Origin of the sequence: Gracilimonas sediminicola (assembly GCF_024320785.1) — a bacterium.
Taxonomy (GTDB): Bacteria; Bacteroidota; Rhodothermia; order Balneolales; family Balneolaceae; genus Gracilimonas; species Gracilimonas sediminicola.
Genome location: NZ_JANDBC010000002.1, coordinates 14693 through 39305, shown reverse-complemented (window position 1 = coordinate 39305; position 24613 = coordinate 14693). Strand labels below are relative to the sequence as shown.

The window sequence follows — 24613 nt, the reverse complement described above, 5'->3', positions numbered from 1 at the left end:
TTCAGATGCTCCCAGATAGATTATCATCAACATTTCAAACTGCCGCTCAGGGCCTGGCCTTACAACGCGAGCGGATTTCCGTTGCATCGCAAAATATTGCTAATGCTCAAACTTCGGCACCCGCAGGCTCCGAGAATGTTTATCGGCCAAAACGGGTACAATCTTTAGCTCCGGACCAACAAAAATTTCTACAGGTCCTTTCCGAGAGTGTTTCTTCACTCACAAGAACCAACCCAAAGCACATGGCTACCGGTGTTGGAAATACTCCTAACGGTGAGAAAGCAACCGGGCTGGGGCCTGACTTTCATGTAAGCGAACAGAATAAATTCCGCTACGAGTATGATCCCAACCACCCAGATGCCGATAAAAACGGAATGGTAAAATATCCGGACATCGATATGGTGCGCGAAATGACGGAGATGGTGAGTGCCAATCGTCTGTATGAAGCCAATCTGAGCAGCATCGAAGCTGAAAAAGAAATTATTAAACGATCACTGGAGATCTGATACCATGAACAGTATTAATTCAATCTATACCCAACAAGCCGGACAAGTAAGCCGAAACACAGCCCTTAGAAGTGCAGCCGGCTCTCAAGATTTACCCAAGCTAACCCAGGATGAATCTTCTCTGATCAACCAGAAATTTACCGCAGAGAAAAAAGCAGCGATGAATATTTATTCGGTGGATGGAAAAGTGAATCAGCATGAGTTGTCGCGCGGAAGAAATATAGACACCCGAATTTAAAAGAAGGAAACAGGTAAGAAAAAGCCATGCAAAGCCCAGTACAATTAAACGGATTACAGTTACCCAAGGATATTGAAATTACCCCGAAGCATTATGAGATCGCGGTAGATGATGTTGAAAAAGATTCCTTTGCCGATATGCTTTCTAATGCGATCAACGGGGTAGATACAACGATGAAAACTTCTGAATCAAAGATGCAGGATTACGTGTCCGGTAAAACCGACAACGTTGCGGACGTGATGATCTCAATGCAGCGTGCTCAGCTCAGCTTCCAGATGATGGTTGAAGTGCGCAACAAAGCCATTGAGACCTACAATGAAATAAGCAGAATGCAAATATAAGGACAGCACTAAATGAATAAGTATGTAGAAAGTTTTCAGGAGTTTTTTGGTCCGCTGAGCAATGCCCAGCGTGCCATGTTTGTGGTGCTGATGCTGGTGGTGCTCACCATTATCGGGGGTGTGTTCTACTGGTCGCAACAGGAGGAAAATGTGCTCCTGTTTGGATCACTTCAGCCTGAGGTAGCCCAGGAAATTGTAACCGAACTGAATAATCGCGGAGTCAATTACGAGCTGCAGGAAAGCGGCCGCGCTATTTATGTACCCAGCGATAAGGTTCACGAACTACGGCTGGAGCTGGCCCCGATGGGTGGAAGCTTCTCGGACGTAAAAGGCTACGAGCTTTTTGATACCAATGCTCTCGGTATGACCGACTTTATGCAGCAGGTAAATAAAAAGCGGGCTCTTGAAGGGGAATTGGCTCGTTCTATCAACAGCCTGGAGCAGGTTGAGTTTTCCCGCATCCATTTGGTGCTGCCTGAGCGTTCTCCTTTTGAAGAAGTATCAGTAGAGGCCTCGGCATCAGTAATCCTGAACCTGAAAAAGGGGCAGGCCCTCAAAAAAGAACAAATTGAAGGGATAACATCCCTGATTGCCGGTAGTGTTGAAGGGCTGGAGTCGGCTAATGTTACCGTTTTGGATCAGGCCGGAAACAGGCTGACTGATGAAATTGATTATGAATCAGAACTCGCTTTCGGATCATCCCAAATGCAGCTTCGCCAAAAAACGGAAGCCTATCTGACCGAGCGCGGACAGTCGATGCTGGACAGAGTTCTTGGAGCCGGTAACAGTATTCTCCGGGTTTCAGTAGAACATGATTTTGATCGGATTGTACGGGAGTCGGATTTAATTGACCCCGACAGCCGAACCGTTATTTCAGAAGAAAAAAGAGAACAAACCAATAATGATGAGGTCATGGAGCCGGTTGCCGGGAATGTGACCAACAACAACCAGACCGGATCGGTGGTGGTTGCCAGTAATAACAACGGGTCAACGGTTCAAACCAGAAATTACGAGGTAAATCGTACCCGGGAAGTTTTTGAGAAAACTCAGGGTGAGTTAAAGATGGTGTCGGCTTCGGTGCTGCTGAATTACAAGCAGCGGTTTGAAGAAGGCGAAGAGGGAGAGCAAACGCTGGTAAGTGAGCCATACTCTGAGCAGGAAGTGGAAGAATTTAAGGAAGTTGTGAAAGTAGCCCTGGGTATTCAGGACAATCGCGGAGATCAATTGACGGTGAAACAGGTTGAGTTCTTTGATAAGCATCCGATCGACAACGGCGACTTTTTTACAGGCCAGCCTACCTTCACCAACAACATTTTACGATGGTCTCTCATCGGGATCACCTTTGTGGTTGTAATTCTGCTGATCAACAGCATCAAGAAAAAATCAGGAGTGGATGAACTCAATATGGTAAGCAAATTTGAAGCGGGCGATCAGCTGGAAGGCGGTGAAAAACAAAACTCATTACCGGGAGAAAGCTCGGCTGCTAACCAGCTTGAAGGAGCAGAGGGAGCCGAAGGTGAAGAAGGTGAAAACCAAACGAAGAAGTTACCTGAGAAGAAATACAACAAAGACGAAATCGTGAATTTCGTTGAGTTGAAGCCGGCAGAAGCCGCCCAGGTAATGAGAGCAATGATAGCATCAGAAGATAATTAACAGAGGAAAAATGGCAGCTACTACAAAAAGTAAACCGGGTGTATTTAATGATATTTCGGACTTAAGCGGTCCGCAAAAAGCAGCTGTGTTTATCATGAGTATTGGTACTCGCACGGCAGCAACGATGATGAAATCACTGAGCGAGAGCGAGATCGAAAAAATTACTCTTGAGATCGCTAAGATTAAAGATGTGAAATCAGAAGTCGTGGATGGTGTTTTAAAGGAGTATTACGCCCTGATGGAAGTGAAGCAATACATGCTGAATGGTGGTGTGGATGCCGCCGAAGATCTGCTTGCCCAATTGGGAGACAGTGCCAATTCAGAGAAGATGCTGAAGCGGCTTAAGGCACAAAGTGGCAGTACGGTATTTGATGAATTTCAACAGACCAAAATCACTCAAATTGCCTCCTTCATTCAGAATGAACACCCTCAGGTTGCCGCACTTATTTTCTCCCAGCTACAGGTGGAGAAATCGGCCGAAATACTTGGATATCTCGACAAAGAACTGCAGGCAGATATTGTGTATCGCCTGGCAAGTATGGATAAAATTTCAAGCGAGGTAATCGAGGAAATTGAGGAAGTAATCAAAGAACATATGGGTGGCATGGATACCCTTGGCGACCGCGTGAAAAGCGGAACCAATATCGTGGCCCAAATCCTTAACGGATCTGATATTACCGTTGAGCGCCATGTACTGGATACCATCGGTGAAAGGGATGAACAAATGGCCAGCGATATCAAAGAGCAAATGTTCCTATTCGAAGATATTCTGCACTTCGACGATCGCACCGTTCAGCTTATCATCAACGAGATGGAAAAAGCCGACATGGTTATGGGACTCAAAGGAGTGGAAGAAGCACTGGCAAACAAGTTCCTCAAAAACATGTCGAACCGGGCGGCCGATATGCTGCGTGAAGATATGGATGCCCTTGGTCCGGTAGCATTGAAAGATGTGAAAGAAGCCCAGCAGCGTATCATCAAGAAAATAAAAGAACTGGAAGAAGACGGCCAGATTTCTACACGTAAGATGGACGAAGAAGAGATAGTTGAGTAAGCAGAATGAGAACTCAGAAGGTCTTACAAAATAATCAAATAAGCTGGTTTAATGAGGGCAGCAAGCGCCTGAATTACCAGATGATTTTTAATGAAAGTGAGGTTAAAAACGAAGAAGATGAATACACGGAAGAAAAGACAGATATTAATGAGCTACTTGATGAAAGAGATGCCCGTTGGAAAAGAAAGCTTGAACAGGTTCGCGATGAAGCTTACGCTGAAGGATTTAATGCAGGCCAGGCTGAAGGCATAGAAACGGCCCGGGCTGAGATCGATGAAAAGCTTTCAGTGGTCAGGGAGGCTTTGGAGCAAGCTCATGAAGAGTGGAAAAGCCGCCAACAGATATTGGAGCCGGGCTTATTGGATATGGTTTTCGAGATTAGTGAATCTATTCTCGGTATTCCGGTTGAGAACCCCGCAATAAGAGAATCCCTTGAGGAAAAATTAGCCCCGCTGCTGCAAAAGATTAATGAGCAGTCGAAGCCCATTCTTTGGGTTTGCGAAGATGACCTGGAATTTGTGCAGGCACTAAAAGACGATTTTTCCAAAAGTATGGTACTGAACATGCAGATTTCCGAAGAATGCAATCCCGGCGAGTTCAGGCTGGAAACCCAGGAAGAAACCGTGGTTCACAACTTCAGGGAAATGCTGGATGAATTTAAAAAGACATTAGCCCTGCCATCATGGAAATAGCTGAAATGCCCTCCTTACAAAAGCACTTCGATACCATTCGTGGAAAAATCAGCGGTGAGCTGAGCCAGGTGAAGAGGTTTGGAAAAGTATCTTCCATCATCGGTACTATCATTGAATGTACCGGACTGGAGGCTTCGGTTGGGGAAGTGTATGGCATCCATACTGTTATGGATACCATTGTGCCCGCTGAAGTAGTGGGGTTGAAGGAAGGGAAAACGCTGCTTATGCCATACGACCGTGTAGTGGGTATGAAAGCCGGCTGCAAAGTGGAGAGTATGGGGCAATCGCTGAATGTGCCGGTCGGTTTTGAGATGCTGGGCCGGGTAGTGGATACCAACGCCGAGCCCATAGATGGGAAAGGACAAATTCGTGTAACCGGGCAAATGCCGGTACATAACGACCCACCCGCTCCGCTTGACCGTGCCCCCATTAACGACATTATGTTTACCGGCATCCGGGCATTGGATGCATTAAATACGGTGGGAACCGGACAGCGAATTGGGCTTTTTGCCGGCTCCGGTGTGGGTAAATCCGTTTTAATGGGGATGATAGCCAAGCATTCCTCGGCCGATATCAATGTGATTGCCCTGATTGGTGAGCGTGGCCGTGAGGTTCAGGAATTTATCCAAGACACACTCGGCGAAGAAGGGCTGGCGCGGTCGGTTGTGGTAGCGGCAACCTCAGATAGCGCGGCCATGAGTCGGGTAAAAGGAGCATTCACGGCAACGGCTATTGCGGAATATTTCCGCGACCAAGGAAAAAATGTCCTCTTGATGATGGATTCTGTGACCCGGGTAGCCATGGCGCAAAGAGAAATTGGGCTGGCTTCCGGGGAACCTCCAACCACCAAAGGATACACTCCAAGTGTGTTCACCATTCTCCCGAAATTGCTTGAAAGACCGGGTAAAACACACAAGGGAAGCATCACCGGATTGTACACCGTTTTGGTTGATAATGACGATATGAACGAACCCATTGCCGATGCTGTACGTTCCATTTTAGACGGCCATATCGTGCTTTCCCGCCGTTTAGCGCATAAAAATCATTATCCGGCGATTGATATCCTCGAAAGTATTTCGCGGGTTATGACCAAGATTGTAACACCCGAGCAACGGCAAATTGCGATGAAAGCCCGGGAGCTGCTGGCTACCTATCGCGAGGCCGAAGACCTGATCAATATTGGCGCTTATGTAAAAGGTTCAAACCCAAAAATTGACGAATCCATAAAAAAACATCCGGGTTTGGAATCATTTTTGATACAGGACTTAAACGAAACAGATTTCAGCGATGATCTCTGGGATACGCTAAAGAAAATTATTGAATAAAAATCACGAGCAACAGACATGAAATTCAAATTCTCTCTTGCACCGGTTCTTAAAGTTCGGAAACACCAGGAAAAGCTTCAGAAGCAAAAGCTGGCTGAGCAGGTTTCCAAAAAGCAGAAGATCAGCGATGTGCGTGATGATGTACAGGGGAAATTGAAAACCTTTCTGCAAAACGCCGAAGATAACTCAGTGGAGAATATTCATATGATCCGAAGACGATCGGCTCATCTGCAACAGGTGCATCAGAAAATGGATAAGCTGAGCAGGGATCTGGACAAAGCTGAAGTTGAGGTTTCCAAAGAGAGAGAGAAACTGGCCGCGGCGCATAAGAACCTTCACATACTGGAGAAAGTGAAAGAATTTGAAAAGGGACTTTTTTCGGAACGTGTGGCCAAAGATGAACAGAAATTTATGGATGAAATTGCAACTCAATCATTTAGCCGTTAAGCGATGAACAAAGCAGTAATACTTAAAATTGCGGGTTTAATAACTGTACCATTGTTGGTGATGATTGTCGCCATGTACTTCTTGTATCCCTATATCAATAAAGAGGAGTACAATGAATTGGTGCAGGCACAGGAAGAAAAGCTGGACGCTGAATTTGAAGCACTGGGCTTGCCTGCTCAGGAAGATTCGGTGGTTGCCGTTCTCTCTGATACAACAATGGTAATGGATTCTGTAGCCGTTGACACCTTGGTTACCGATGAGCTTCAGCTGGCACTGGAAGAAAATACCCTTTTGCATAAAAGAGTCGATTCTTTGATTGCTGAGATCGAAGTGCTCAAAGCAAATCAGCCGGAAGAAACCGATGCTGAGGATATTCAGGAGCTCAGCAAAGAAGAGTTCGCGCAGCGTATTAAAAGTTTATTAAACCTGGAGGAAGACGATCTTGCTCCTATCCTTGAGAAAATGACCAACGAGCAGTTGGTAAGGCTTTACAATGGAGGGGGCACCATTCAGCGGGAGAAAATTCTGCGGTCACTGAATTCCGATAAAGCAGCCAAACTTATGACGGAGATTATGCTATGATAAAGCAGTTACTATCATCAGCCGGAAGTAGTAAAGAAGCCGGGCTTGCAACAAATATTACAAAAACACCAGGAGCTGAAGGAGATCAGGCTTCACCGGGACTATTTGGTTCTATACTGAAAACCGTACAAGGTTTTGGACAGCAAGCGGAATCTGATAACACTTCTTCGAAGAAGGAGAAAGGTCTGTCGGAAGAAGCACCCCTTGCCCATGAAACCACACCTGCTAAGGTCGAAGTTACAGGAGATGAAAAAGTAGCGGTGCAAGAGCAAGTTGAAAATGAACAGAATCAGGAAGTAACGGAGGCAGAAAAGGAAGTTAAAATTCCTGAGTCTAAACCGGCTGAGTCTAAAAGCAATTCTCAAGTTGAGAAAGAGCATACTGTGTTAACCGATGCCGGCGAAAAGACATCTCCCACTGCCGTTGAGCCTTCAAATAAGGCAACTGAAAAGAATATAGAAACGGCCGGGTCAGCGGTTGAAACCGAAGATAAATCAGACGCATCAACCATTTCGAAACCGGCCAAAGCTATAAGTACACCATTGAATTCCGAAGGGAACGCTGAGGTAACAAACACCACGGAAGTTTCTGAAGCAAAGAATGCCGACCAGGTAGTAAAACCGGCTGCTGAACAGGTAGCCGGGGCAGGGGAAGCTAAGGCTGTTGAACCGGGAGTACCAAAAATGGAGTCTTCGGTTAAGAGTGGCTCTGAAGTCACGGAAACATCTGAAGGTGGAAATACAACGAAAACCACTTTTTCGGTTAAAGAAAAGGTGTCTGAATCAGAAATTGAACTTCAGGAGGCTGAAGGAGATTCATCGAAAACTTCTTCAACAAACAATGTACAAAACCAGGCTCCTGCCTCACCTTTGGTGAATGAAGGAGCAGCTCCTCTGCAAAAGAATCAAAAAGTAGCTGAGCAGGTATCTGCAAACATCCAGAAACAGCAGGTTGAGGAAAACTCTGAGACCAATGAAACCGAGCCTGAAGCAAAGGTGGATGTCACAAAACAGGCTATGCGGGCAGCTACCGGCCAAACCACCACAGGTACTCCTGAATTAAACCAGGGAATACAAAGCCAAAAGGCTGAAGAAGTAAGAGAAAAGAGATTTCGTGAAAACTATGCTTTTTCGGGCCGGCAGGAACTGACCTCCGAGCGGCTTGACGTTATTACCCAGGGCAGAGACACAAAAGCTCCGGTTTCCTTTCTGTCGCAACTGGATGTTCCGGTTCAAGCCATTCAGAACCAGATGAGTCCCGGCCAAAATTCTGCGATGACAACCGAGCAAGAGTTGATGCTGAAAGAATATTTAAAAGAATCGGTTGAGATGACCGAGCAGAAGGATACTTCCAACGCTTTGTTTGCCAGAATGGGAGAAATGCCTGTATCAAATATGCTGGTTCGCAGAACCGTGATGCCATCGCTTACCCAGGCTGTTCAGAAAACGATTTCAGCCGGAAAAGCCACTCCGGAAACCTGGCAAAAGCACAGTTTTGAACTGGAGGATGGAAACAGCATTCAGCTTTCTACCCGACAGGTGGATGGCGTGTTACAGGTGAAGCTGGCAACCACAAGTGTGGAATTAAGTCGTCTGATGCAGCAGTACGAACAGGAAATTAAACAACACCTGGAGCAGGAATGTCAACTGGATGTAAACCTTCAGTTTGATGGCGGTGAACAGGGGCAGGAAATGTCGGGCTTCTTTGGGAACTCGTCTTCGTCCCGGCAAAAATCGCCGATGATAAAATCGGGTGCGGGAAATGAACAGGCAACGGCCCGGAAAACCGAACAGAACTTACAACAAACCGTCCGTCGATTTGGCTACAACCAAATGGAATGGACCGCTTAAAGGAACCGAACCATGGATGTAAATAGTATAACTTCACAAGCCTCAGGAGCATTTGCTCAACAAGGGCAGACTAAGAAAAGTCAGCTCGGGCAACAGGAATTCTTACACCTGTTGGTGGCGCAAATGCGTAATCAGGATCCTATCAACCCAATGGATGGAGCCGAATTTGCCTCCCAGCTTGCTCAGTTTAACTCAGTGGAGCAGCTGATCAGCGTGAATAACGGCCTGAAAACCCTGCAAGGTAGCCAGGATATGATGAGCGCCAGCTTAACAAACTCCATGGCAGCATCACTTACAGGAAAGCAGGTGAAGGCATTGAGCAATGAGGTTCACCTTGGAGCTGAAGGCAATTCTGATATTCAGTTTGAACTGAATAACTCAGCCGATTCGGTTGAGATTATCATCCGCGATGCGAGTGGATCAGAAATACGCCGCGAAACAATGAATGGGTTGTCATCCGGCGACCACGACTGGACATGGGACGGGCTGAATAATGCCGGTGACCGCATGGGAGAAGGAGATTATACCATTGAAGTGAAGGCAGCGAACGGGGATAATCCCGTAGGCTCGCTGGTATTTATTGAGGGTATAGCCGACAGAGTACGTTATACATCCGAAGGAGTATTCCTCTCGGTGAATGATGTAGAGATACCTATTGGTGATGTTGAAGAAGTAGGTACTGGAATTTTCTAAACGTAATTAATCAAAAAAACAAAAGGGGCATCGAGTAGCATCGCCCGGCAGTACTAAAGGCTGCAATTTTCAAAAAGACAGGAGATAACTTATGTCATTAGTCAAATCTTTAAATTCAGGTGTTAGTGGTTTGAGAGCATTTCAAACCAAAATGGATGTTATAGGTAATAACATTGCAAATGTAGAAACGGCGGGCTACAAATCATCATCGGTTACTTTTGCTGAGATGATGAGTGAGCGTTTAGGCCGGGCAGGTGGTGGCGGAGATTCCTCCCCCCAGCTGAGCAACCAGGTTGGGTTGGGAGTGCGTGTATCTTCCATCAGCCGCGATTTTAGCCAGGGTGCGATGCAAAGCACAGGCCGATCCACCGATTTAGCCATTGAAGGCGAAGGATACTTTATGGTATCAGACGGCGGTGAAAACCTGATGACCCGAGCCGGTAACTTTGTATTTAACAAAGATGGAATGCTGGTAGATCAGGCCGGTCGTTCAGTTCAAGGATACATCGCTGACAGTAGTGGAAACATTCTGGGCGGCGGTGCGGCTGAAGACGTTCGTATCGATTTTGAGAACGTACTTCCTCCAAAGAAAACAGATAACGTGACGCTTGCCGGTAACCTGAATGCAGGAACCAGCGTGAGCAAAGTACTGCAAGCTCAAAGTGGATTTACAACCGCAGCCGGAGACAATGCAACGGCTACAACTCCTATAAACGATCTGAGCCAAACACTGACGGATCTATCTGCGGGTGATGTAATTTCGTTCGATGTTACATTAAACGACGGAACGGCTGCAACTATCTCACATACTTATTCTGCCGGTGACACTGTTGGTGATATGATTAACAGCTTCAACAGTGGATTAACCTCAACTGAAGGCCAGCTTTCTTTGATTGACGGAATGATGAACCTGCGCTCGGCAACTATGGGCGACAGTGATCTCGACATTTCAAATGTATCAGTAACCGGAGCGGGAGACATCAACTTCCCGGGACTGCAAACTATTCAGGAAGGCCAAACCAACACGCAAACCATGAGTACCACGGTTTATGATGATCTTGGTCAGGCTCACTCACTGATGCTTGAGTTCACACAGGTTGGTACCAACGAATGGCAATACGACGCCCGTTTCCTTGATGGCGAAACCATCACAAGCGGAGCTTCCGGAACCGTTACGTTTGATGAACTCGGCCAGCTTTCTTCAGGCGATATGCTGAACATGACTTTTGAGCCTGGTCGAGGAGCAAGCACATCAAGTTTCGCCGTAAACCTCGGTGATTCCCAAACAGGAACACGGTTCACACAATATGCAGGATCTAATTCTGCTAAGGTGATTAGCCAGGACGGTTACACCCAGGGACAGCTTATTGATGTTGCCATTGATGGAGCCGGACAGGTTCAGGGAATTTATGACAACGGAAACAGCACCGTTCTGGCGCAGCTTGCTCTTGCGCAGGTTCAAAACCAGAATGGACTTGAAATGGTAGGAAGCGGGTTGTTCCGTGCTACCTCAGCTGCCGGCGAAATGTTTGTAAACACAGCCGATAGCTTTGCCGGAACAGCTATTAACTCCGGTTCGTTGGAAGGATCAAATGTTGACCTGGCCAAAGAATTTACAAATATGATTACCTCACAACGAGCCTATCAGTCAAACGCTCGGGTAATCACAACTTCTGACGAAATGTTGACAGAAGCAGTAAATCTGAAAAGGTAATTAGCCAAACGATAACGTAGCTAATTTTTCATAGTTAAGGTTAAAGCTCTGCTCTCAGAAATTGGTCTGCAGATCAATTATGGGGGTAGAGTTTTTTTATGCTTATGAATTTTTCAGAAATGCCGATACCAATCCTATATCACTAAACCATTCAGTACCGATACGCTTTTAGAAAAACAGGGGGATATCCTCTTAAGATTTTTATCCATACACCGATAAAGGAAATATGTTAGATCGTTCAACAATCATAGGATTAGTTATTGGGTTCACCCTGATCGTCGGTTCCATCATGATGGAAGGAAGTATTCTCATATTCTTGAGTTTGTCTTCTCTTTTTATTGTGGTTGGGGGGGCGATGGCATCAACCATGATCAGCTTCAGCATTGATGACATCAAAACGAGTTTTAAAACCTTCATGGGATTAATGAAAGTGACCTCTATTGACCTCCGAACCGACATGGAGTTGCTCAGTATGTTTGCCCGGCGTGTTAGAACCGGTGGATTGTTGATTCTGGATAACGACATCAAACATCTAAAAGATGACTATCTGAAGAATGGTCTTCAGCTGGCGGTTGACGGTTTCAAAGAAGAAAGCCTGGATAGTATTCTTGCAGATGAGATAAAAGGAGCAGAGCGGGATTTAGAACTCGCTGCCGGTGTTATGAATTCACTGGCTACCTATGGACCTGCATTCGGTATGATCGGGACTATTGTGGGGCTGGTATTGATGCTTCAGAATATTTCGGATCCGGAGGCGCTTGGGGCCGGTATGGCGGTGGCCCTTTTGACAACACTTTACGGAAGTATGTTCGCCAATATGATTGTGGGACCGCTGGCGGCAAAATTAGAGTATTTGAGTGAAATTGCTTTGAACCGAAAGCGGATGTTCAGGGTGGGTATTTTGTCCATTGTAGCCGGTGAAAATCCCCGCATCATGGAAAAGAAAATGCTGATTCATATTGACCCGCACAGCCGGGCAGAGTACGTCAAACACCATGAAGAACTAAAGATTATCAAACAACGCGACGAGAAGTTTTACAAACTTTGGATCGAACAACAGGATAAAGAATGGGAAAATCTGAAGGAGATTCTCAAGGCTGGTTAGTGACCTATAGTGACCTTGTGACGTTGATTCTCACGTTCTTTGTGTTGCTATACACCATGACTTCCGGTGTTGAGAAAACATCGTTTAACAGCTTTATACAATACTTCCAGAAGAATGCGGGATTTTTGCCGGAATCTCAGGCAGCCGTAGAAAGTATTGAGAATAAAATAGAACCCGAGCAGCTCGAGCAAATGATGGAAGAGCAGATGGAGCGATGGGAAGCCTTTGCCGATTTTTTGCATGAGCAGGATGTAGCATCCGAAGTGGATATTCAGCTACTCCGCGACGGAGTTAAAATCACGTTGAGTGATTCGCTTACATTTGAAAGTGGTTCTTCTGAATTATTACCGGAGGCTAAGATCGTATTACAGCAGGTTGCCGAAGTTCTGGGGGAGCGTGAAATTGATATTGAGGTACAGGGGCATACCGATAATGTGCCTATTAGTAACATGTTGTTCCAATCAAACTGGCATTTGGGGGCGGCGCGTTCGGTATCGGTAGTGCAGTATTTACAAGCACAGGCAGATATGGCCCCTTCCCATTTTAAGGCGAGCAGTTTTGGGGAATATCGCCCGGTATCAGAAAATGAAACAGCGGATGGAAGAAGAAGAAACCGGCGCGTTGAGATCTACCTGAAAGACCTGATTGCCAGGGGAGCCCTTGAGGCCGTACTGCCATTTGATGAGCCCATTCCGGTTTATAATCCAACAACAAATTAACAGTTACCATCATGGCTACAGAGAATAAAAACGACCCAAAAGACAAAAAGGATATAAAAGCCAAGAAGCGTAAAGGCGGGCCAAATTTTCTTAAGCTCGGAAAATATTTCCTGCTTGTGCTTATTCTGGTGGGGCAGGGATTTCTGGCGTACGCCATTGTGGATAAATATTATCCAACCGTTTTTGCTAAAATGAGTGAGAAAAGTCCGTCCGATTACGGCACTTATCAAATGGAAGAGATGGTGGTGAATCCCGCTAATACTTATGGGAAAAGATACCTGATGGTGGAAATAAGCCTTGAATTGGACGATAAAGACCATGTTTCGCTTCTCGACGAGAATATGATGAAGCTGAAGCAAGAAATTATTGATGCGCTTTCGTCACGTAATGTTGACCAACTTACCCGGGTAGCCGGGCGCGAAGAATTAAGGAGAGAACTTTCAGGACTAATTAATTCCTCAATCGGAGTACGTTCGGTACGCAATTTGTATTTCACTAAATATGTAATGCAATGATCGTAAACCAAGAACGGAAACTCTTATGGAATCGAAGCTGCCCAGGCATACATTGGGAAATGTTAAATATGTAGAATCCTACGATTTCAAACATCCAAAGCTGTTTAGTAAGGAAATCATGAGGACGCTGCATGCTATTCATGAAGTATTTTCCCGAAACCTAAGCCGCATTTTCAGCTCCTCGCTTCGCTACAAAGTGGATGTGTACCTCGACAAGGTAGACCAACTTTCGTCAACGGAGTTTGCCCGGCAAATAAAAAGCCCGAGCACCATTTACCTGCTATCAGTGAAAGAACTTGGCGGTGAAGTGATAGTGGTCCTTCCTCCCGAATTTTGTATTCACCTTATTGAAAGACAAAGCGGCGGTGCTGAAAAGAAACTTAGCGAGCGCCGAATCCTCACCATCATCGAAGAGAAAATTATGTCGCGGGTGATGGGTAGCATCAGCAATGAAATTGTGATGGCCTGGGAGCCGTACATGGATTTCAAGGTGGATGATGTAAAGTACGAAAGCAAGCCTGAAAACCTCCATCTGGCTTCTGTTGACCCCAATATCGTAGTGAAATTTGCGGTAGATCTGGGCGGTCAAGAAATTGAGATCGGCATTTCCTATTCCTACAGCCTGCTCAAAAAGGCAATGAACGACACGATCATGAAAAAGGGGATGAACTCGCGCAAGGAACGGCTTTCGGAGGAAGAGATGGAGTCGTATAAGCGAACCCTGGAAAAAGCCAACATCCGCATTCAATCGTTGCTGGGCACCACTCGGCTCACCCTGGATGAAATCATGAACCTGAAGGAAGGCGATACCATCCCGCTGCGGCAAAAGTCAGACAAGCCGCTGGAAATACGCGTGAATGGCGTAAAGAAAATGACGGCATATCCCGGGGTTATTCAGGGATACAGAGCTGTCAAAATATTTGAACTCCTCGAAGAAATTAACGAACAGGAACTGGTATAACTATGAATTACTATCAAGAACAACTGCAAAATAACCTTCCCGAAATAGAGAAGTATTTAACCTCTGTTCTGCTGGAAGAAACGAATATTGAAATCACCTCTTTTGAGACTATTTCTTCGGAAGCTTTTCTGGAGAAGATGGTCAAGGAAGATATTTTCATCCTTACAAGAGATGAAAATACCGAGACCGACCTTATCTGTATTCTGGATAAAGACTGGTTTGCCATTCTTTCCAGCATCATGTTGGGTGTGGATGAAAGCTCGTTCAACGAGGTGACTAAAGACTTATTGATGAAGTTCTCGTCCGAACTTTCCACAACGCTGTCCAAGAAATTGAAAGAAGACGGGCAGGAATTTGATCTCCGCGAGCTGGAAGTATTAACGCTTAAGCAGCTGGAAGATAAATTAGGCCATACCGAATATTTCTTTGGTATGATGGAAGTGGAAGGCCTGGCTGACGATAAAATTAAAGCAGCTTCAGTGTTCGGGAATCCGCAAGCGCAGGTTGTAGCTGAGGAAGAACCTGAAGAGGAAGTTGAGGAAGAACCGGCAAAAGATGAGTTCACTCCATCTGATTCCGAAGAACTCGAAAAAGCCGGCGCAAAGGAAGAGGTGATATCCGGCCGCTATATTGAGTTTGAAGATTTTGAGCAAACCACTCCGGCCATCAAAAATGGTGATGGCAATAGCATGGATCTGCTTAAAGATGTGGAAATGGATGTGTCGGTAGAACTTGGACGCATCGAATTACCGCTTGGTAAAGTACTTCAGCTTTCCAAAGGTTCTGTAATAGAATTAGAGAAACTGGCCGGTGAGCCGGTTGACATCCTCGTAAACGGGCAGCGTATTGCTCACGGCGAAGTTGTAGTTGTAGACGAACATTTTGGCGTTCGGATCTCAAATCTGATTACTACCCGCCAACGTTTAGCCAAGCTCTCGTAATGGACTTCACCAAAATCCTTTCACAGTCAAAAAAGAAGCCACAGAACGTGCTCAAAATCGTGCTTGCGTTTGCGGTGGCCCTGTTGGTTATCTGGATGTTTCTGGTATCAAGAATGGAGTTCTCAGCCACTGAAAAGGCTGCATCCAATCCGGAAGCGATAGAACGCACCCAGGGTTTAAAAACAAGCCTTGGGCAAAAAACCGCTGAAGTTGAAGCAACAGCTTCAGAGCCGGAAAATGCCGGGGAAGACACCGTTTTTCAAAATGCATTTACCACCTTCCTGGTAATGATGGGGATGCTGGGACTGGTTTGGTTTTGGGCAAGAAAAAAGTCCGGTTCAACCCAACAAAAACAAGAAGGGCGTGACCTTGGAGAACATATTCTGGGGCAAGGTGCACAGTTGAAGTTTGTAGAAATTAATAACGAGGTGTGGGTGATGGGAATGACCGCAGGATCGCTGAATTTACTGCATCGCATCCCTAAATCAGAGTGGAATGAAAACGAAGGTTTGGAAGAAATAGCAGAGGTCAAAAACGGTTCCGCTGATTTTAAATCACTCTATAAAATGTTCAAGAACTAAGATGATGTCGAAGTTGAAACTTAAAAGTTCGTTGTTTACGAAGGTTTTTATAGTGATGGCCTCGCTGTTTGTGGCACTGCCATCGTCTTCTGAGGCTACACCGATTAATTTGGCTTCGGTAACAAGCCCGATGTTTATTCAAGCTATTCCGCAAATCGATCTATCGATTGGAAACACCGGCGCTACCGCACAGGACGAAGATTTTACCTTGCCGATTCAGGCTCTGATTTTAATCACGGTACTTTCATTCGGATCGGCCTTCATCACCATGATGACCAGCTTTACCCGGATTATCGTGGTATTTTTCTTTCTACGGATGGGGTTGGGTACACAGCAGTCACCGCCCAATCAGGTGCTGGTAGGACTGGCATTATTCCTCACAATTTTCATCATGAAGCCCACATTTGACCGGATGAACGAGGAAGCCATTCAGCCGTACATCAACGAAGAAATGACGCAAATGGAAGCATTGGGGGCAGCTGCGGTTCCGCTCAAGGAGTTCATGGTTCGGCAGACATCAGATCAGGACCTGCTGTATTTTATGGACATGGCGGAAATCCAAAGCGTAGATGATATTGAAACCCTGCCACTTTATGTAGCCGTACCGGCCTATGTGTTAAGCGAGCTTAGGGTGGCCTTCCAGATTGGCTTTATGATTTACCTGCCCTTTATGGTCATAGACCTTGTGGTTGCTTCCATCTTGCTGGCGATGGGTATTATGTTCCTTCCGCCGGTGATGGTTTCGCTGCCTTTTAAAATCCTTGTTTTTGTACTTACCGATGGCTGGTACCTGCTGGTACAGTCGCTGGTTGAAAGTTTTAATTAGAGAAGAATGAATATAGATACAGCACTTTATTGGTTACAGGAAATGCTCACAGCCGTTGTGGTTTTATGTTCACCGGCCATGGTAGGGGCGCTTGCCGTAGGTTTAGCTGTCGCCATTTTCCAGGCGGCTACCTCTATTCAGGAAATGACTCTTAGTTATATCCCGAAGATGGTAGTGGTAGTGGTGGTACTGTTTTTTGCTTTTGGCTTCATGTTGCAGTTTGCGGTCGATTTCACACAACGCGTGTTCGATTTCATACCGCAGATTACACAATAACCGCAGGCTTTTGTGCTCACCGAAACAGCAACCCGGAGGTAAGTAAATGGAATCACTTACGATAGATATGATTTTATCGGTGTTCCTTGTTTTTACCCGGGTAGCTGCGCTTATCATGACCGGACCTTTTTTCAGTTCGGCAGCTTTTCCCAAGCAAATTAAGCTGTTTTTTGCAATGGCGACTACCATTCTGCTTTTCTTTGCCATCCCGGCCGATGGTGCTTTTGTCTCAGCAAGTGACGGCACGCTATTTATTTTCCAGGCCATTATTCTCGAAATTTTAGTGGGAATGGCCTTGGGTTTGGTGGGCCAGCTTGTGTTTGCAGGACTTGAAATGGCGGGGATGCTTATCAGTTTAAATACCGGCCTCAGCTTTGCCAATATGATTGACAGTTCAACCCAACAGCAAAGCGCTGTACTTAGTAACCTGTTCAGCATGATAGCCGTGTTGGTTTTTCTGTCGATTGATGGCGATAAAATTTATATCAGTGCGTTGGCAAAAAGCTTTGAGGTTATACCGGTGAATGAGGCTCAAATTCATCTGGCCGGGCCTTATATGCTTGAGATTGCCACTTACCTTTTTACGATCGGGGTTCAGATTGCCTCTCCGTTCATCATTGTGCTGTTTCTGTTGGATGTATCGCTGGCTATTTTTGCCCGGATCATGCCACAGGCCAACATGATGTTCATCGCTCTTCCCATCAAGTTTGGTGTAGGGATTGCCCTGCTGATGCTCGCCATCCCGTACCTGCCCACAGCCTTCGATTTGATGTTCCAGCATCTGTACGACTTCCTGGTAGAAGTGATGGGTGTCATTTCTCCGCTGGAATTTTAAGGTAAAGGTACATCATCCTCATCCCGGGAGCTTTGAATGAAAATCAGGGTAATCCCGAAATCAAGCCAATCAAGGTTCCTTAGTTTTTGAACCTTGATTTATTGGATTGTAGGATTAGCTTGATTAAATCTAAGCATGATATTCACCATTCACCATTCATCATTCTCGCGAAGCCATGAATGGCTTCGCTTGTTTACTGGAATAGATGTGGGCTGTAATAATTTTTTGCGGGGACTCTGTAATGAGGAGTTCTATAGATAAAAATTATGCCTGAAGGTCGATGTGCCCGCCGATGGTTTCATCTTTAGTCTTTGGTTTTTGGGGCTCTTTTGCGTGAGCTCGTACTTTTAATTCAGACAGACTTTTGGAGTTTAAAGCCACTTCGTCTTCTATAACAAAAGGAGGGCGGTCTTTATCTTTTCGGTCTTGCCGGCCTTTTTTCTGCTTTTCTTCGGCTTCCTGTTTGTGTTTCAGGAGCTCCGGCAGTTTTGTAAAGCGTGTTATTTTTGGTACGAGTGACATGTTATGGTAACGAAAAGGTTGTTCGTTAATTCTTTATCGGACAGAAATGACCAGATATTAAATTAGAATTGTTGAAAACCGTACCTGGTATCATTAAAAGTTGGTTGTAAGTACTGTTTAGTAAATATTCTGTGGTTAAGGTTAATCCTCCAGGCAGACAGGCACTACCAATATGATTAACAATCATGGTAATCCTGAAATCAAGCCAATTAAGGTTCGTAAATTATTATTGAACCTTGATTAATAGGATTAAAAGATTCTCTTGATGAAATCTAAGAGTTACATTTTAAAAGCGATGATTATTTGAAATGCTTGGCAATCAATCCATGCCAAAAGTTCACCGTCCCTGCACTCGGGACTCTTCTGAATGTCGGTTTAGAGAAAGGGTAAGAAAAGCAGAACCGGGTCCTTCTGAGCAAATAGTTGTAAAACCGGAGGAGGGATGGAGAGTGCGAGCGAGCTGTACCCGTTAATAGTTGGTAAGTAGTTCTTTATTGCTCAGATTTGAATAATAATCGCAATAATCCTGAAATCAAGCCAATCAAGGTTCCTTAGTTATGAATAATGATTTAAGGGATTGAAAGATTTCCTTGATGAAGCCAAGCACAATATTTTGGTAAGATCTTGTATCTGAAGTGCTAGGGAATATTAATGCAAAGGTTCATCCTACCTATATGGCAGGCAAGTGATAGAGCTCTGAATGGTGGGTGAGGAGCTAATTATTATAAACCAATCGCGTATCAGTTGTTAACGTACACCACTTGCTCTTGCCCGAGGTCGCCCTTGAGTTGAATGAGCAACTTACCCACGATTTGAGAAATACGGGCTTCGGTAAGTTCCAGTAGCAGAGCAATTTCACTCATGGTCATATCTTCGTAATAATAGAGCATCAGAATCAGCCGGTCTCGTTCCTTTAGCTGTCCGATTTTCTTCTGCAGAGCTTCGGTGCGCTCTTTCTTCTCCAAATTGGTATCCGGTGTCTCAGAATTTGGATCCTCATGGAATTCATAGAATGAACCGGAGTTTTCATCGTAAGCGGGGGTATCTAAAGAGAGCACATTTCGCTGCTGTACGTTGGAAAGGAGTTTGTAGTAATCATCCATATCCATTTCCAGCTCGTTGGCGATTTCCTCATCGGAAGGCTCGCGCCCCAGAACCTGGCTCATTCTCTGTATAACTTCCTGCACCTGACCGTAGTTTTTGCGCTGTTTTCTTGGCAGCTGATCAATACTTCGCAGGTAATCAACAATACTGCCGCGGATTCGGTAATAAGCGAAGGTGTTAAACTGAATATTTCGTTCGCAATCATAAGAATCCAAAGCCTGGAGCAGCCCGATGACGCCGGCACTCTCCAGATCTTCCCGGTGTGCCAATGGCTGATCGGGACGATTGATCTTGCCAATGATGCTGCGAATCAGCGGAGTGGATTTACTGATGATAGAATTTCGAATCCCATCTGCTGGGTTCGTGCAATAGATTTCAACCAGTTCTTGTAGTGACTTATTTCCCATGATTACCCCTCTCCGTTAGCATTAGAAGTACTCCCGCCGTTTGGCATAGACATACCATCTGAGTTTTGGTCTTCACGGAGCACATTCAGCAGAAAAATAGAGATATAAACCACGGCGAACAGGATCATGAATGTGAGCATGCTGCGGTATAGGGCAACTTCAATGTTCACCCCGGATATCATCAGAAGCATAAAAAGAATCAGTGAAATTACAGTAATTAATCGTATTAGCATGGTTTTCTCCTTCCGTTAATGTACAGTCTTTAAAAGTGTTTTTTCTTCATTCTTGGCATAAGCCAGCACGTTTTCTGCAATAAACTCGAATTCCCTGAGTATATCAGTCCCGGCATCCATGTTCAGCAGCGGCTCTTGTTTTTGAACCGATTCCCGAATTTGCTTGCTTGCCGGAATAAACCCGAAGTATTGTGTCTGCTTGTTTAGAAAATAATTGAGGATGGTGTTGAACCGCTGATAGGTACTTTGGGCTGTGTCTTCACTTTCAGCATAATTCACGATACTTGCGAATTTATACCCGGGGTCGATATTAAATACGTACTTGCATAAGCGGTACACATCGGAAATAGCGGTGGGTTCATCAACAAGAACTAAAACCCCAACCTGCGAAATATCCAGTGCCCATAGTGACATTTCACCAGCACCTGCAGGGGTATCAATGATGATAAAATCATGGCTTTGCTTCAGAAAGGCAGTCACCTGATCGAGGGCATCCATAAACAGATCGGGTTTAAACTTGTTCTCGCCCGGGTCATTTGCTCCGGTTACCAGTGTGATTCCGGAGGTATAGTATGGCAAGTCTTCAATTCCGCATTTTCCTTCCATCCAGCTACTTACCGTTGCACTCACGGGTTCGTTCAACAGGGTGGCGCAATTTGCCAGGCCCAGGTCAGCATCCAGTAAGGCAACTTTGTATCCGAGCTTGCTCAGCATAGTTGCTGTGTTAACGCTGGTCATACTTTTACCTACGCCGCCTTTTCCACTGATCACAGTGAAGACAAATGGTTGTTCTAATTCAATTGGCTTTTTCATAATTCTAATTTTCCTGTAATACCTTTTGAGCAAACCATTGTGGGTTAAACTCATTCAAGTTATTCAACTTGTTGCCGGTGCTGATGTACCGGGCGCTGCATCCCATTTTTTGAAGGAATGGAATAACCGGTCCCCACTGGGCCACTTCATCAAGATGAGTGATTGCCACATAATCGGGCTGAAGGGGATGGTGTGTAGCGGACGAATTCTGGAAGTAAAAACGGTTCAAAGCTGCATTCACCACATAATGCACCTCTAAAGGAGCAAGAGGAGAGAGCAGTTGTTTGATTTTCCAAAACTCCCGGAACGAGTTGTCCTGTTCGATGCTTAAAGACGGCGTGTCGATAAATACATGGTCAAATTCAGCTAAGTCTTCCACAATCTTTGAGACATCCAGTCCGCTCTGCACTTCGAAATAAGGAATTTCATGCTGGGCACAGAATGGTTCCAGAATAGTATAATAAGGAGCTGCATTTTCTGCCTGCGGATAGACTGATACTACAGCTAATTTCTTGTCGATCATGAAGTCAGGGTGTTGAGTCAGCTTCATAATTAGCTGTGTTTTTCCTGCTCCGGAAGGTCCGGCAAAGAGCATGAATTTCTGAGCTTCCTCTTCGGACGGCTTACCTAATGCTTTACGGATGATTTCCGCCAGTTTCGACATAAAAAGCTCGCCCTGATCATAAGGGTCGATGCCTTCTTTGATAATATCGCTGAACCAACCTGCAATCACGCTGGTGTTTATTCCAGTGTGAACCAGCTGCTGGAAAGCAGGGTGGGAGGCGTAGTCGAGGTTAGCCGAAATAAGGGCTGAGTCGAGCAAAGCTTCCAGTTTGTCAAATCGTTTGTGCAGGGCTTTTATCTCGCGCTCATTATGCAGCGTTGATACCACTTCCTGAACTTCAGGGGCTTTGTTGGCCTGTGGCTTCGATGGTGTGAAATGGGTGATGAAGCCGTTGCTTTTAGCTTTTCCTGAAGGGGTCTCTTTCTGTTCTTCTTTTGGGTCGCCAGACGGTGAAACCGGCTCTTCAACTTTATTTTCTTTTTTCTTTTCTGGCGTCGGTTTTACCGGGCGAATGAAGGAACGGCTGTACAACATATCGGAATTTTTTTCCGGCTCCGGCTCATTTGCTTCCTCTAAAGCTGCCGTTCCATTTTGATAGCCGTTCAGTTCGGCACCCATCTGCTGCTCGGCAAACTTACGCAGAGAGCCCAATGTATCTTTGCGGGATTGGCCATTGCTGTGCCCGTTTTTAGGTGGAACCGGTGCTTCCCCGGATCGCTCAAACATAACACCTTGCTTAGGCTCAGATTTAGGTTGTTTAGGTGCTGCAGGAGCTGTATGCCCATTCTGCCGGCCGTTGGTTTGGCCTTCTTTCTTGCCATCAGAAAAGATCGTGATGCTGGCTTTACCATCAGCCCCATCACCTTCAGAGGACTCAATAACCAGGAAATCATCCCCATACATCTGCTGGGCACTTTTCTTAGCCGCCTCTATTGTTTTCCCAAATATATTCTTCAATATCATGCCAGTACGTGTTCTTCAGGTTGTTGCGCTGGTTGTTCTGTGTTAGCCGCCGGTTGATTCATCTTTACAGGGTCTTCAATCTTCAGTCGGCCGAATGTTTTAAACTGTACGTCTTGACTAATGTCGTTGTACGACAGCACATTTATATCTGGCAAAATTGGTGCCAAAAACTCAAAAAGAGTAAAGCGAAGGACCGGCGAGGTAAGTAAAATCGGTTCAAATCCCTGGCGGATCATACTGTCAAAAGTAGCTGACGAATTCTTATACAATTTCTCAACCGTTTCAGGGGTTAGCCCAAGCGTGTTGCTGTTCAGCGTTCCCTGCTGGGCCTGAGCAATCAGGTGCGATTCAAGGTTAGAGTCCATCATTACCACCGTTACTTCGTTCTCGTTGTTAGCATACTGCCGGGTGATGGTCTCTGATAAAGCAGCACGGCAGTACTCGGTGAGTACATCGGTGTTGTTGGTTTGATGGCAGTAATCGGCCAGGGTCTCCAAAATGGTAACCAGGTCTTTTACCGGAACCCGTTCGCGAAGCAGTCGTTTTAATACTTTCTGAATTTCTCCCACCTTCATGCCATCGGGAATAAGCTCTTCCACTAAGGCAGAATGCTGCTCTTTGATGTTATCAATAAGCTTCTTCACCATTTGACGGTCAACCAGCTTATGGGCATTTTTCTTGAGCACTTCCATCAGATGAGTGGTAATCACTGCTCCGGATTCAATCACGGAAAGTCCATACTTCTCAGCCTGAGACTTATTCTTTCCGCTCACCCAAATGGCATCCATTCCGAAGGTCGGGTCTTTAGTTTCTATGCCCTGTATGTCCGGTTTAAAATCGGCCGGAAGCAAAGTAAGGTGATAACCGGGTAAGATTTCACCATCGCCCTGCATAATTCCTCTCATCTTTATGGTGTAGTGGTTAGCATCAAGCTGAACGTTATCCCGTATTCGAATAGAAGGGATGATGATACCCAGTTCGGATGCCAGCTGTTTTCGGAGGGAAGTCATTCGATCCAATAAATCACCCCCTTGGTTGGCTTCTACCATGGGAATGAGACTGTAGCCAATTTCGAGCTCCAGGGTATCCATCAGTAAGTAATTCTCAACCGGATCTTCGGCTTTCCCGGACAGCTCTTTTGTTTCAGCTGCTTCTTCTTCAAGCCTCTCATCTTCTTCTCGCTGAAAGTTTTTCAATCCCATAAACAGGAAGAAGCCGGCAATACTCCAGAAGGGGATAACGGGAAGTCCGGGCAGCATCCCCATAAAAAAGACAAACACTGCACCGATAATGACCGTTTTAGGATTCCCCAGCAGCTGGAATTTAAGTTCGTTACCCAGGTTACCTTCCGACGCAGCACGCGAAACCATGATACCTGCAGCCGTCGAGATCAAAAGCCCGGGAATTTGAGAAACCAGACCGTCACCGATCGTCATCAGCGTATATTTAGTCGCTGCAGCTCCAATTGGCATCCCAAGCTGCACGGTACCGATAATAAGACCGCCTATAATATTTATAAAGGTAATGAGAAGGCCGGCGATTACATCACCGCGGACGAACTTACTGGCACCATCCATGGCACCGTAAAAGTCGGCTTCACGGGAGATTTCCTCTCTTTTCTTTTTGGCTTCTTCGTCGGTGAGTAATCCTGCGGCAAGGTCAGCATCAATCGACATCTGTTTACCGGGCATGGCATCCAGGGTAAACCGGGCGGCAACTTCAGCAATACGGGTAGCACCTTTGGTAATTACCACAAAGTTGATAATCACCAAAACCGAGAAAATGATAATCCCGATTACAAAGTTGCCCTGTACAATAAATCCCCCAAACGATTCAATGATGGAACCGGCATAGCCTTCACTTAAAATGAGGCGGGTAGTACCCACGTTCAGCGAAAGCCGGAAGAGGGTGAGAATCAAAAGCATACCGGGGAAAACGGCAAACTGTAAAGGTTTCAAAGCATAGAAGGCCACCAGCATCACGATGAGGGAGAGGGAGATGTTCAACGCCAGGAAGAAATCCATCAACTGGGTGGGGAACGGTATAATCATAATCAGCAGGATCATGATGATACTGGAGGAAATTAAGACATCCGTCTGGAAAAATGTTCCTTTTAACTTTTCGGTTGTGATTCCGCCAAAGGCCATGTGAA

The 24613-nt window shown here is 45.6% G+C and carries 27 protein-coding genes; 21 read left to right on the top strand and 6 right to left on the bottom strand.

What is annotated here, in order from left to right:
* Nucleotides 1-5 precede the first annotated feature (5 nt).
* From NM125_RS09990 to fliR, 21 genes are all read left to right on the top strand, one after another.
* Nucleotides 6-506 carry a flagellar basal body rod C-terminal domain-containing protein gene (locus NM125_RS09990; RefSeq protein ID WP_255134774.1) on the top strand — a complete coding sequence of 167 codons (501 nt, stop codon included), beginning with the start codon at nt 6-8 and terminating at the stop codon, nt 504-506.
* Nucleotides 507-510: 4 nt separating this feature from the next.
* Nucleotides 511-744, top strand: a complete 234-nt coding sequence (locus NM125_RS09985; RefSeq protein ID WP_255134773.1) for a hypothetical protein — start codon at nt 511-513, stop codon at nt 742-744.
* 26 nt (nt 745-770) lie between these two features.
* The gene (fliE, locus tag NM125_RS09980; protein WP_255134772.1) at nt 771-1085 is read left to right on the top strand and encodes a flagellar hook-basal body complex protein FliE; all 315 of its coding nucleotides are present in this window, start codon (nt 771-773) and stop codon (nt 1083-1085) included.
* Nucleotides 1086-1097: 12 nt separating this feature from the next.
* The gene (gene fliF, locus NM125_RS09975) at nt 1098-2738 is read left to right on the top strand and encodes a flagellar basal-body MS-ring/collar protein FliF (protein WP_255134771.1); all 1641 of its coding nucleotides are present in this window, start codon (nt 1098-1100) and stop codon (nt 2736-2738) included.
* A 10-nt stretch (nt 2739-2748) separates the two neighbouring features.
* Nucleotides 2749-3792, top strand: coding sequence for a flagellar motor switch protein FliG (gene fliG / locus NM125_RS09970; RefSeq protein WP_255134770.1), 1044 nt, complete (start codon nt 2749-2751; stop codon nt 3790-3792).
* A 5-nt stretch (nt 3793-3797) separates the two neighbouring features.
* Complete coding sequence (locus NM125_RS09965) at nt 3798-4484, top strand: FliH/SctL family protein (RefSeq protein ID WP_255134769.1); 687 nt, start codon at nt 3798-3800, stop codon at nt 4482-4484.
* Between the two features lie 5 nt (nt 4485-4489).
* Entirely contained in the window at nt 4490-5809 is a 1320-nt protein-coding gene (locus NM125_RS09960; RefSeq protein WP_428236984.1) for a FliI/YscN family ATPase, read from the top strand.
* Nucleotides 5810-5827: 18 nt separating this feature from the next.
* Nucleotides 5828-6256 carry a flagellar export protein FliJ gene (fliJ, locus tag NM125_RS09955; protein ID WP_255134767.1) on the top strand — a complete coding sequence of 143 codons (429 nt, stop codon included), beginning with the start codon at nt 5828-5830 and terminating at the stop codon, nt 6254-6256.
* Between the two features lie 3 nt (nt 6257-6259).
* A complete protein-coding gene (locus NM125_RS09950) occupies nt 6260-6838 on the top strand; it encodes a hypothetical protein (RefSeq protein ID WP_255134766.1) in 579 nt (192 codons plus the stop codon).
* Nucleotides 6835-8688, top strand: a complete 1854-nt coding sequence (locus NM125_RS09945) for a hypothetical protein (RefSeq protein WP_255134765.1) — start codon at nt 6835-6837, stop codon at nt 8686-8688. The genes NM125_RS09950 and NM125_RS09945 overlap by 4 nt, the downstream gene beginning before the upstream one ends.
* A 12-nt stretch (nt 8689-8700) precedes the next feature.
* Nucleotides 8701-9381: a flagellar hook assembly protein FlgD gene (locus NM125_RS09940; RefSeq protein WP_255134764.1), complete on the top strand. Its 681-nt coding sequence runs from the start codon at nt 8701-8703 to the stop codon at nt 9379-9381.
* Nucleotides 9382-9472: 91 nt separating this feature from the next.
* Nucleotides 9473-11095: a flagellar hook protein FlgE gene (locus NM125_RS09935; RefSeq protein ID WP_255134763.1), complete on the top strand. Its 1623-nt coding sequence runs from the start codon at nt 9473-9475 to the stop codon at nt 11093-11095.
* A gap of 226 nt (nt 11096-11321) precedes the next feature.
* The gene (locus NM125_RS09930; RefSeq protein WP_255134762.1) at nt 11322-12200 is read left to right on the top strand and encodes a motility protein A; all 879 of its coding nucleotides are present in this window, start codon (nt 11322-11324) and stop codon (nt 12198-12200) included.
* A complete protein-coding gene (locus NM125_RS09925; protein ID WP_255134761.1) occupies nt 12164-12919 on the top strand; it encodes an OmpA/MotB family protein in 756 nt (251 codons plus the stop codon). The genes NM125_RS09930 and NM125_RS09925 overlap by 37 nt, the downstream gene beginning before the upstream one ends.
* Nucleotides 12920-12930: 11 nt before the next feature.
* A complete protein-coding gene (locus tag NM125_RS09920; RefSeq protein WP_255134760.1) occupies nt 12931-13434 on the top strand; it encodes a flagellar basal body-associated FliL family protein in 504 nt (167 codons plus the stop codon).
* 25 nt (nt 13435-13459) lie between these two features.
* Nucleotides 13460-14395 (top strand): flagellar motor switch protein FliM, encoded by a 936-nt coding sequence (locus NM125_RS09915; RefSeq protein WP_255134759.1) that lies wholly within the window; start codon nt 13460-13462, stop codon nt 14393-14395.
* 2 nt (nt 14396-14397) lie between these two features.
* A complete protein-coding gene (gene fliN / locus NM125_RS09910; protein ID WP_255134758.1) occupies nt 14398-15336 on the top strand; it encodes a flagellar motor switch protein FliN in 939 nt (312 codons plus the stop codon).
* A complete protein-coding gene (locus NM125_RS09905; protein ID WP_255134757.1) occupies nt 15336-15917 on the top strand; it encodes a flagellar biosynthetic protein FliO in 582 nt (193 codons plus the stop codon). The genes fliN and NM125_RS09905 overlap by 1 nt, the downstream gene beginning before the upstream one ends.
* Nucleotides 15918-15921: 4 nt before the next feature.
* Entirely contained in the window at nt 15922-16743 is an 822-nt protein-coding gene (gene fliP / locus NM125_RS09900; RefSeq protein ID WP_255134756.1) for a flagellar type III secretion system pore protein FliP, read from the top strand.
* A 6-nt stretch (nt 16744-16749) separates the two neighbouring features.
* Nucleotides 16750-17019 carry a flagellar biosynthesis protein FliQ gene (fliQ, locus tag NM125_RS09895; RefSeq protein WP_255134755.1) on the top strand — a complete coding sequence of 90 codons (270 nt, stop codon included), beginning with the start codon at nt 16750-16752 and terminating at the stop codon, nt 17017-17019.
* Between the two features lie 46 nt (nt 17020-17065).
* Nucleotides 17066-17854 carry a flagellar biosynthetic protein FliR gene (gene fliR / locus NM125_RS09890; protein ID WP_255134754.1) on the top strand — a complete coding sequence of 263 codons (789 nt, stop codon included), beginning with the start codon at nt 17066-17068 and terminating at the stop codon, nt 17852-17854.
* Nucleotides 17855-18118: 264 nt separating this feature from the next.
* Here fliR and NM125_RS09885 read toward each other — a convergent pair whose 3' ends face one another.
* From NM125_RS09885 to flhA, 6 genes are all read right to left on the bottom strand, one after another.
* Nucleotides 18119-18376, bottom strand: a complete 258-nt coding sequence (locus NM125_RS09885; protein WP_255134753.1) for a hypothetical protein — start codon at nt 18374-18376, stop codon at nt 18119-18121.
* A gap of 740 nt (nt 18377-19116) precedes the next feature.
* Nucleotides 19117-19887: a sigma-70 family RNA polymerase sigma factor gene (locus NM125_RS09880; RefSeq protein ID WP_255134752.1), complete on the bottom strand. Its 771-nt coding sequence runs from the start codon at nt 19885-19887 to the stop codon at nt 19117-19119.
* A gap of 2 nt (nt 19888-19889) precedes the next feature.
* Nucleotides 19890-20120 (bottom strand): hypothetical protein, encoded by a 231-nt coding sequence (locus tag NM125_RS09875; RefSeq protein ID WP_255134751.1) that lies wholly within the window; start codon nt 20118-20120, stop codon nt 19890-19892.
* A 15-nt stretch (nt 20121-20135) separates the two neighbouring features.
* The gene (locus NM125_RS09870) at nt 20136-20933 is read right to left on the bottom strand and encodes a MinD/ParA family ATP-binding protein (RefSeq protein WP_255134750.1); all 798 of its coding nucleotides are present in this window, start codon (nt 20931-20933) and stop codon (nt 20136-20138) included.
* A gap of 4 nt (nt 20934-20937) precedes the next feature.
* The gene (locus NM125_RS09865; protein WP_255134749.1) at nt 20938-22461 is read right to left on the bottom strand and encodes a P-loop NTPase family protein; all 1524 of its coding nucleotides are present in this window, start codon (nt 22459-22461) and stop codon (nt 20938-20940) included.
* A complete protein-coding gene (flhA, locus tag NM125_RS09860; protein WP_255134748.1) occupies nt 22458-24608 on the bottom strand; it encodes a flagellar biosynthesis protein FlhA in 2151 nt (716 codons plus the stop codon). The genes NM125_RS09865 and flhA overlap by 4 nt, the downstream gene beginning before the upstream one ends.
* Nucleotides 24609-24613 lie beyond the last annotated feature (5 nt).

Bases quoted from the DNA above. Each gene is read 5' to 3' on its own strand.
- NM125_RS09990 (WP_255134774.1), top strand. From the start codon at position 6: ATGCTCCCAGATAGATTATCATCAACATTTCAAACTGCCGCTCAGGGC.
- NM125_RS09985 (WP_255134773.1), top strand. From the start codon at position 511: ATGAACAGTATTAATTCAATCTATACCCAACAAGCCGGACAAGTAAGC.
- fliE (WP_255134772.1), top strand. From the start codon at position 771: ATGCAAAGCCCAGTACAATTAAACGGATTACAGTTACCCAAGGATATT.
- fliF (WP_255134771.1), top strand. From the start codon at position 1,098: ATGAATAAGTATGTAGAAAGTTTTCAGGAGTTTTTTGGTCCGCTGAGC.
- fliG (WP_255134770.1), top strand. From the start codon at position 2,749: ATGGCAGCTACTACAAAAAGTAAACCGGGTGTATTTAATGATATTTCG.
- NM125_RS09965 (WP_255134769.1), top strand. From the start codon at position 3,798: ATGAGAACTCAGAAGGTCTTACAAAATAATCAAATAAGCTGGTTTAAT.
- NM125_RS09960 (WP_428236984.1), top strand. From the start codon at position 4,490: ATGCCCTCCTTACAAAAGCACTTCGATACCATTCGTGGAAAAATCAGC.
- fliJ (WP_255134767.1), top strand. From the start codon at position 5,828: ATGAAATTCAAATTCTCTCTTGCACCGGTTCTTAAAGTTCGGAAACAC.
- NM125_RS09950 (WP_255134766.1), top strand. From the start codon at position 6,260: ATGAACAAAGCAGTAATACTTAAAATTGCGGGTTTAATAACTGTACCA.
- NM125_RS09945 (WP_255134765.1), top strand. From the start codon at position 6,835: ATGATAAAGCAGTTACTATCATCAGCCGGAAGTAGTAAAGAAGCCGGG.
- NM125_RS09940 (WP_255134764.1), top strand. From the start codon at position 8,701: ATGGATGTAAATAGTATAACTTCACAAGCCTCAGGAGCATTTGCTCAA.
- NM125_RS09935 (WP_255134763.1), top strand. From the start codon at position 9,473: ATGTCATTAGTCAAATCTTTAAATTCAGGTGTTAGTGGTTTGAGAGCA.
- NM125_RS09930 (WP_255134762.1), top strand. From the start codon at position 11,322: ATGTTAGATCGTTCAACAATCATAGGATTAGTTATTGGGTTCACCCTG.
- NM125_RS09925 (WP_255134761.1), top strand. From the start codon at position 12,164: ATGGGAAAATCTGAAGGAGATTCTCAAGGCTGGTTAGTGACCTATAGT.
- NM125_RS09920 (WP_255134760.1), top strand. From the start codon at position 12,931: ATGGCTACAGAGAATAAAAACGACCCAAAAGACAAAAAGGATATAAAA.
- NM125_RS09915 (WP_255134759.1), top strand. From the start codon at position 13,460: ATGGAATCGAAGCTGCCCAGGCATACATTGGGAAATGTTAAATATGTA.
- fliN (WP_255134758.1), top strand. From the start codon at position 14,398: ATGAATTACTATCAAGAACAACTGCAAAATAACCTTCCCGAAATAGAG.
- NM125_RS09905 (WP_255134757.1), top strand. From the start codon at position 15,336: ATGGACTTCACCAAAATCCTTTCACAGTCAAAAAAGAAGCCACAGAAC.
- fliP (WP_255134756.1), top strand. From the start codon at position 15,922: ATGTCGAAGTTGAAACTTAAAAGTTCGTTGTTTACGAAGGTTTTTATA.
- fliQ (WP_255134755.1), top strand. From the start codon at position 16,750: ATGAATATAGATACAGCACTTTATTGGTTACAGGAAATGCTCACAGCC.
- fliR (WP_255134754.1), top strand. From the start codon at position 17,066: ATGGAATCACTTACGATAGATATGATTTTATCGGTGTTCCTTGTTTTT.
- NM125_RS09885 (WP_255134753.1), bottom strand. From the start codon at position 18,376: ATGTCACTCGTACCAAAAATAACACGCTTTACAAAACTGCCGGAGCTC.
- NM125_RS09880 (WP_255134752.1), bottom strand. From the start codon at position 19,887: ATGGGAAATAAGTCACTACAAGAACTGGTTGAAATCTATTGCACGAAC.
- NM125_RS09875 (WP_255134751.1), bottom strand. From the start codon at position 20,120: ATGCTAATACGATTAATTACTGTAATTTCACTGATTCTTTTTATGCTT.
- NM125_RS09870 (WP_255134750.1), bottom strand. From the start codon at position 20,933: ATGAAAAAGCCAATTGAATTAGAACAACCATTTGTCTTCACTGTGATC.
- NM125_RS09865 (WP_255134749.1), bottom strand. From the start codon at position 22,461: ATGATATTGAAGAATATATTTGGGAAAACAATAGAGGCGGCTAAGAAA.
- flhA (WP_255134748.1), bottom strand. From the start codon at position 24,608: ATGGCCTTTGGCGGAATCACAACCGAAAAGTTAAAAGGAACATTTTTC.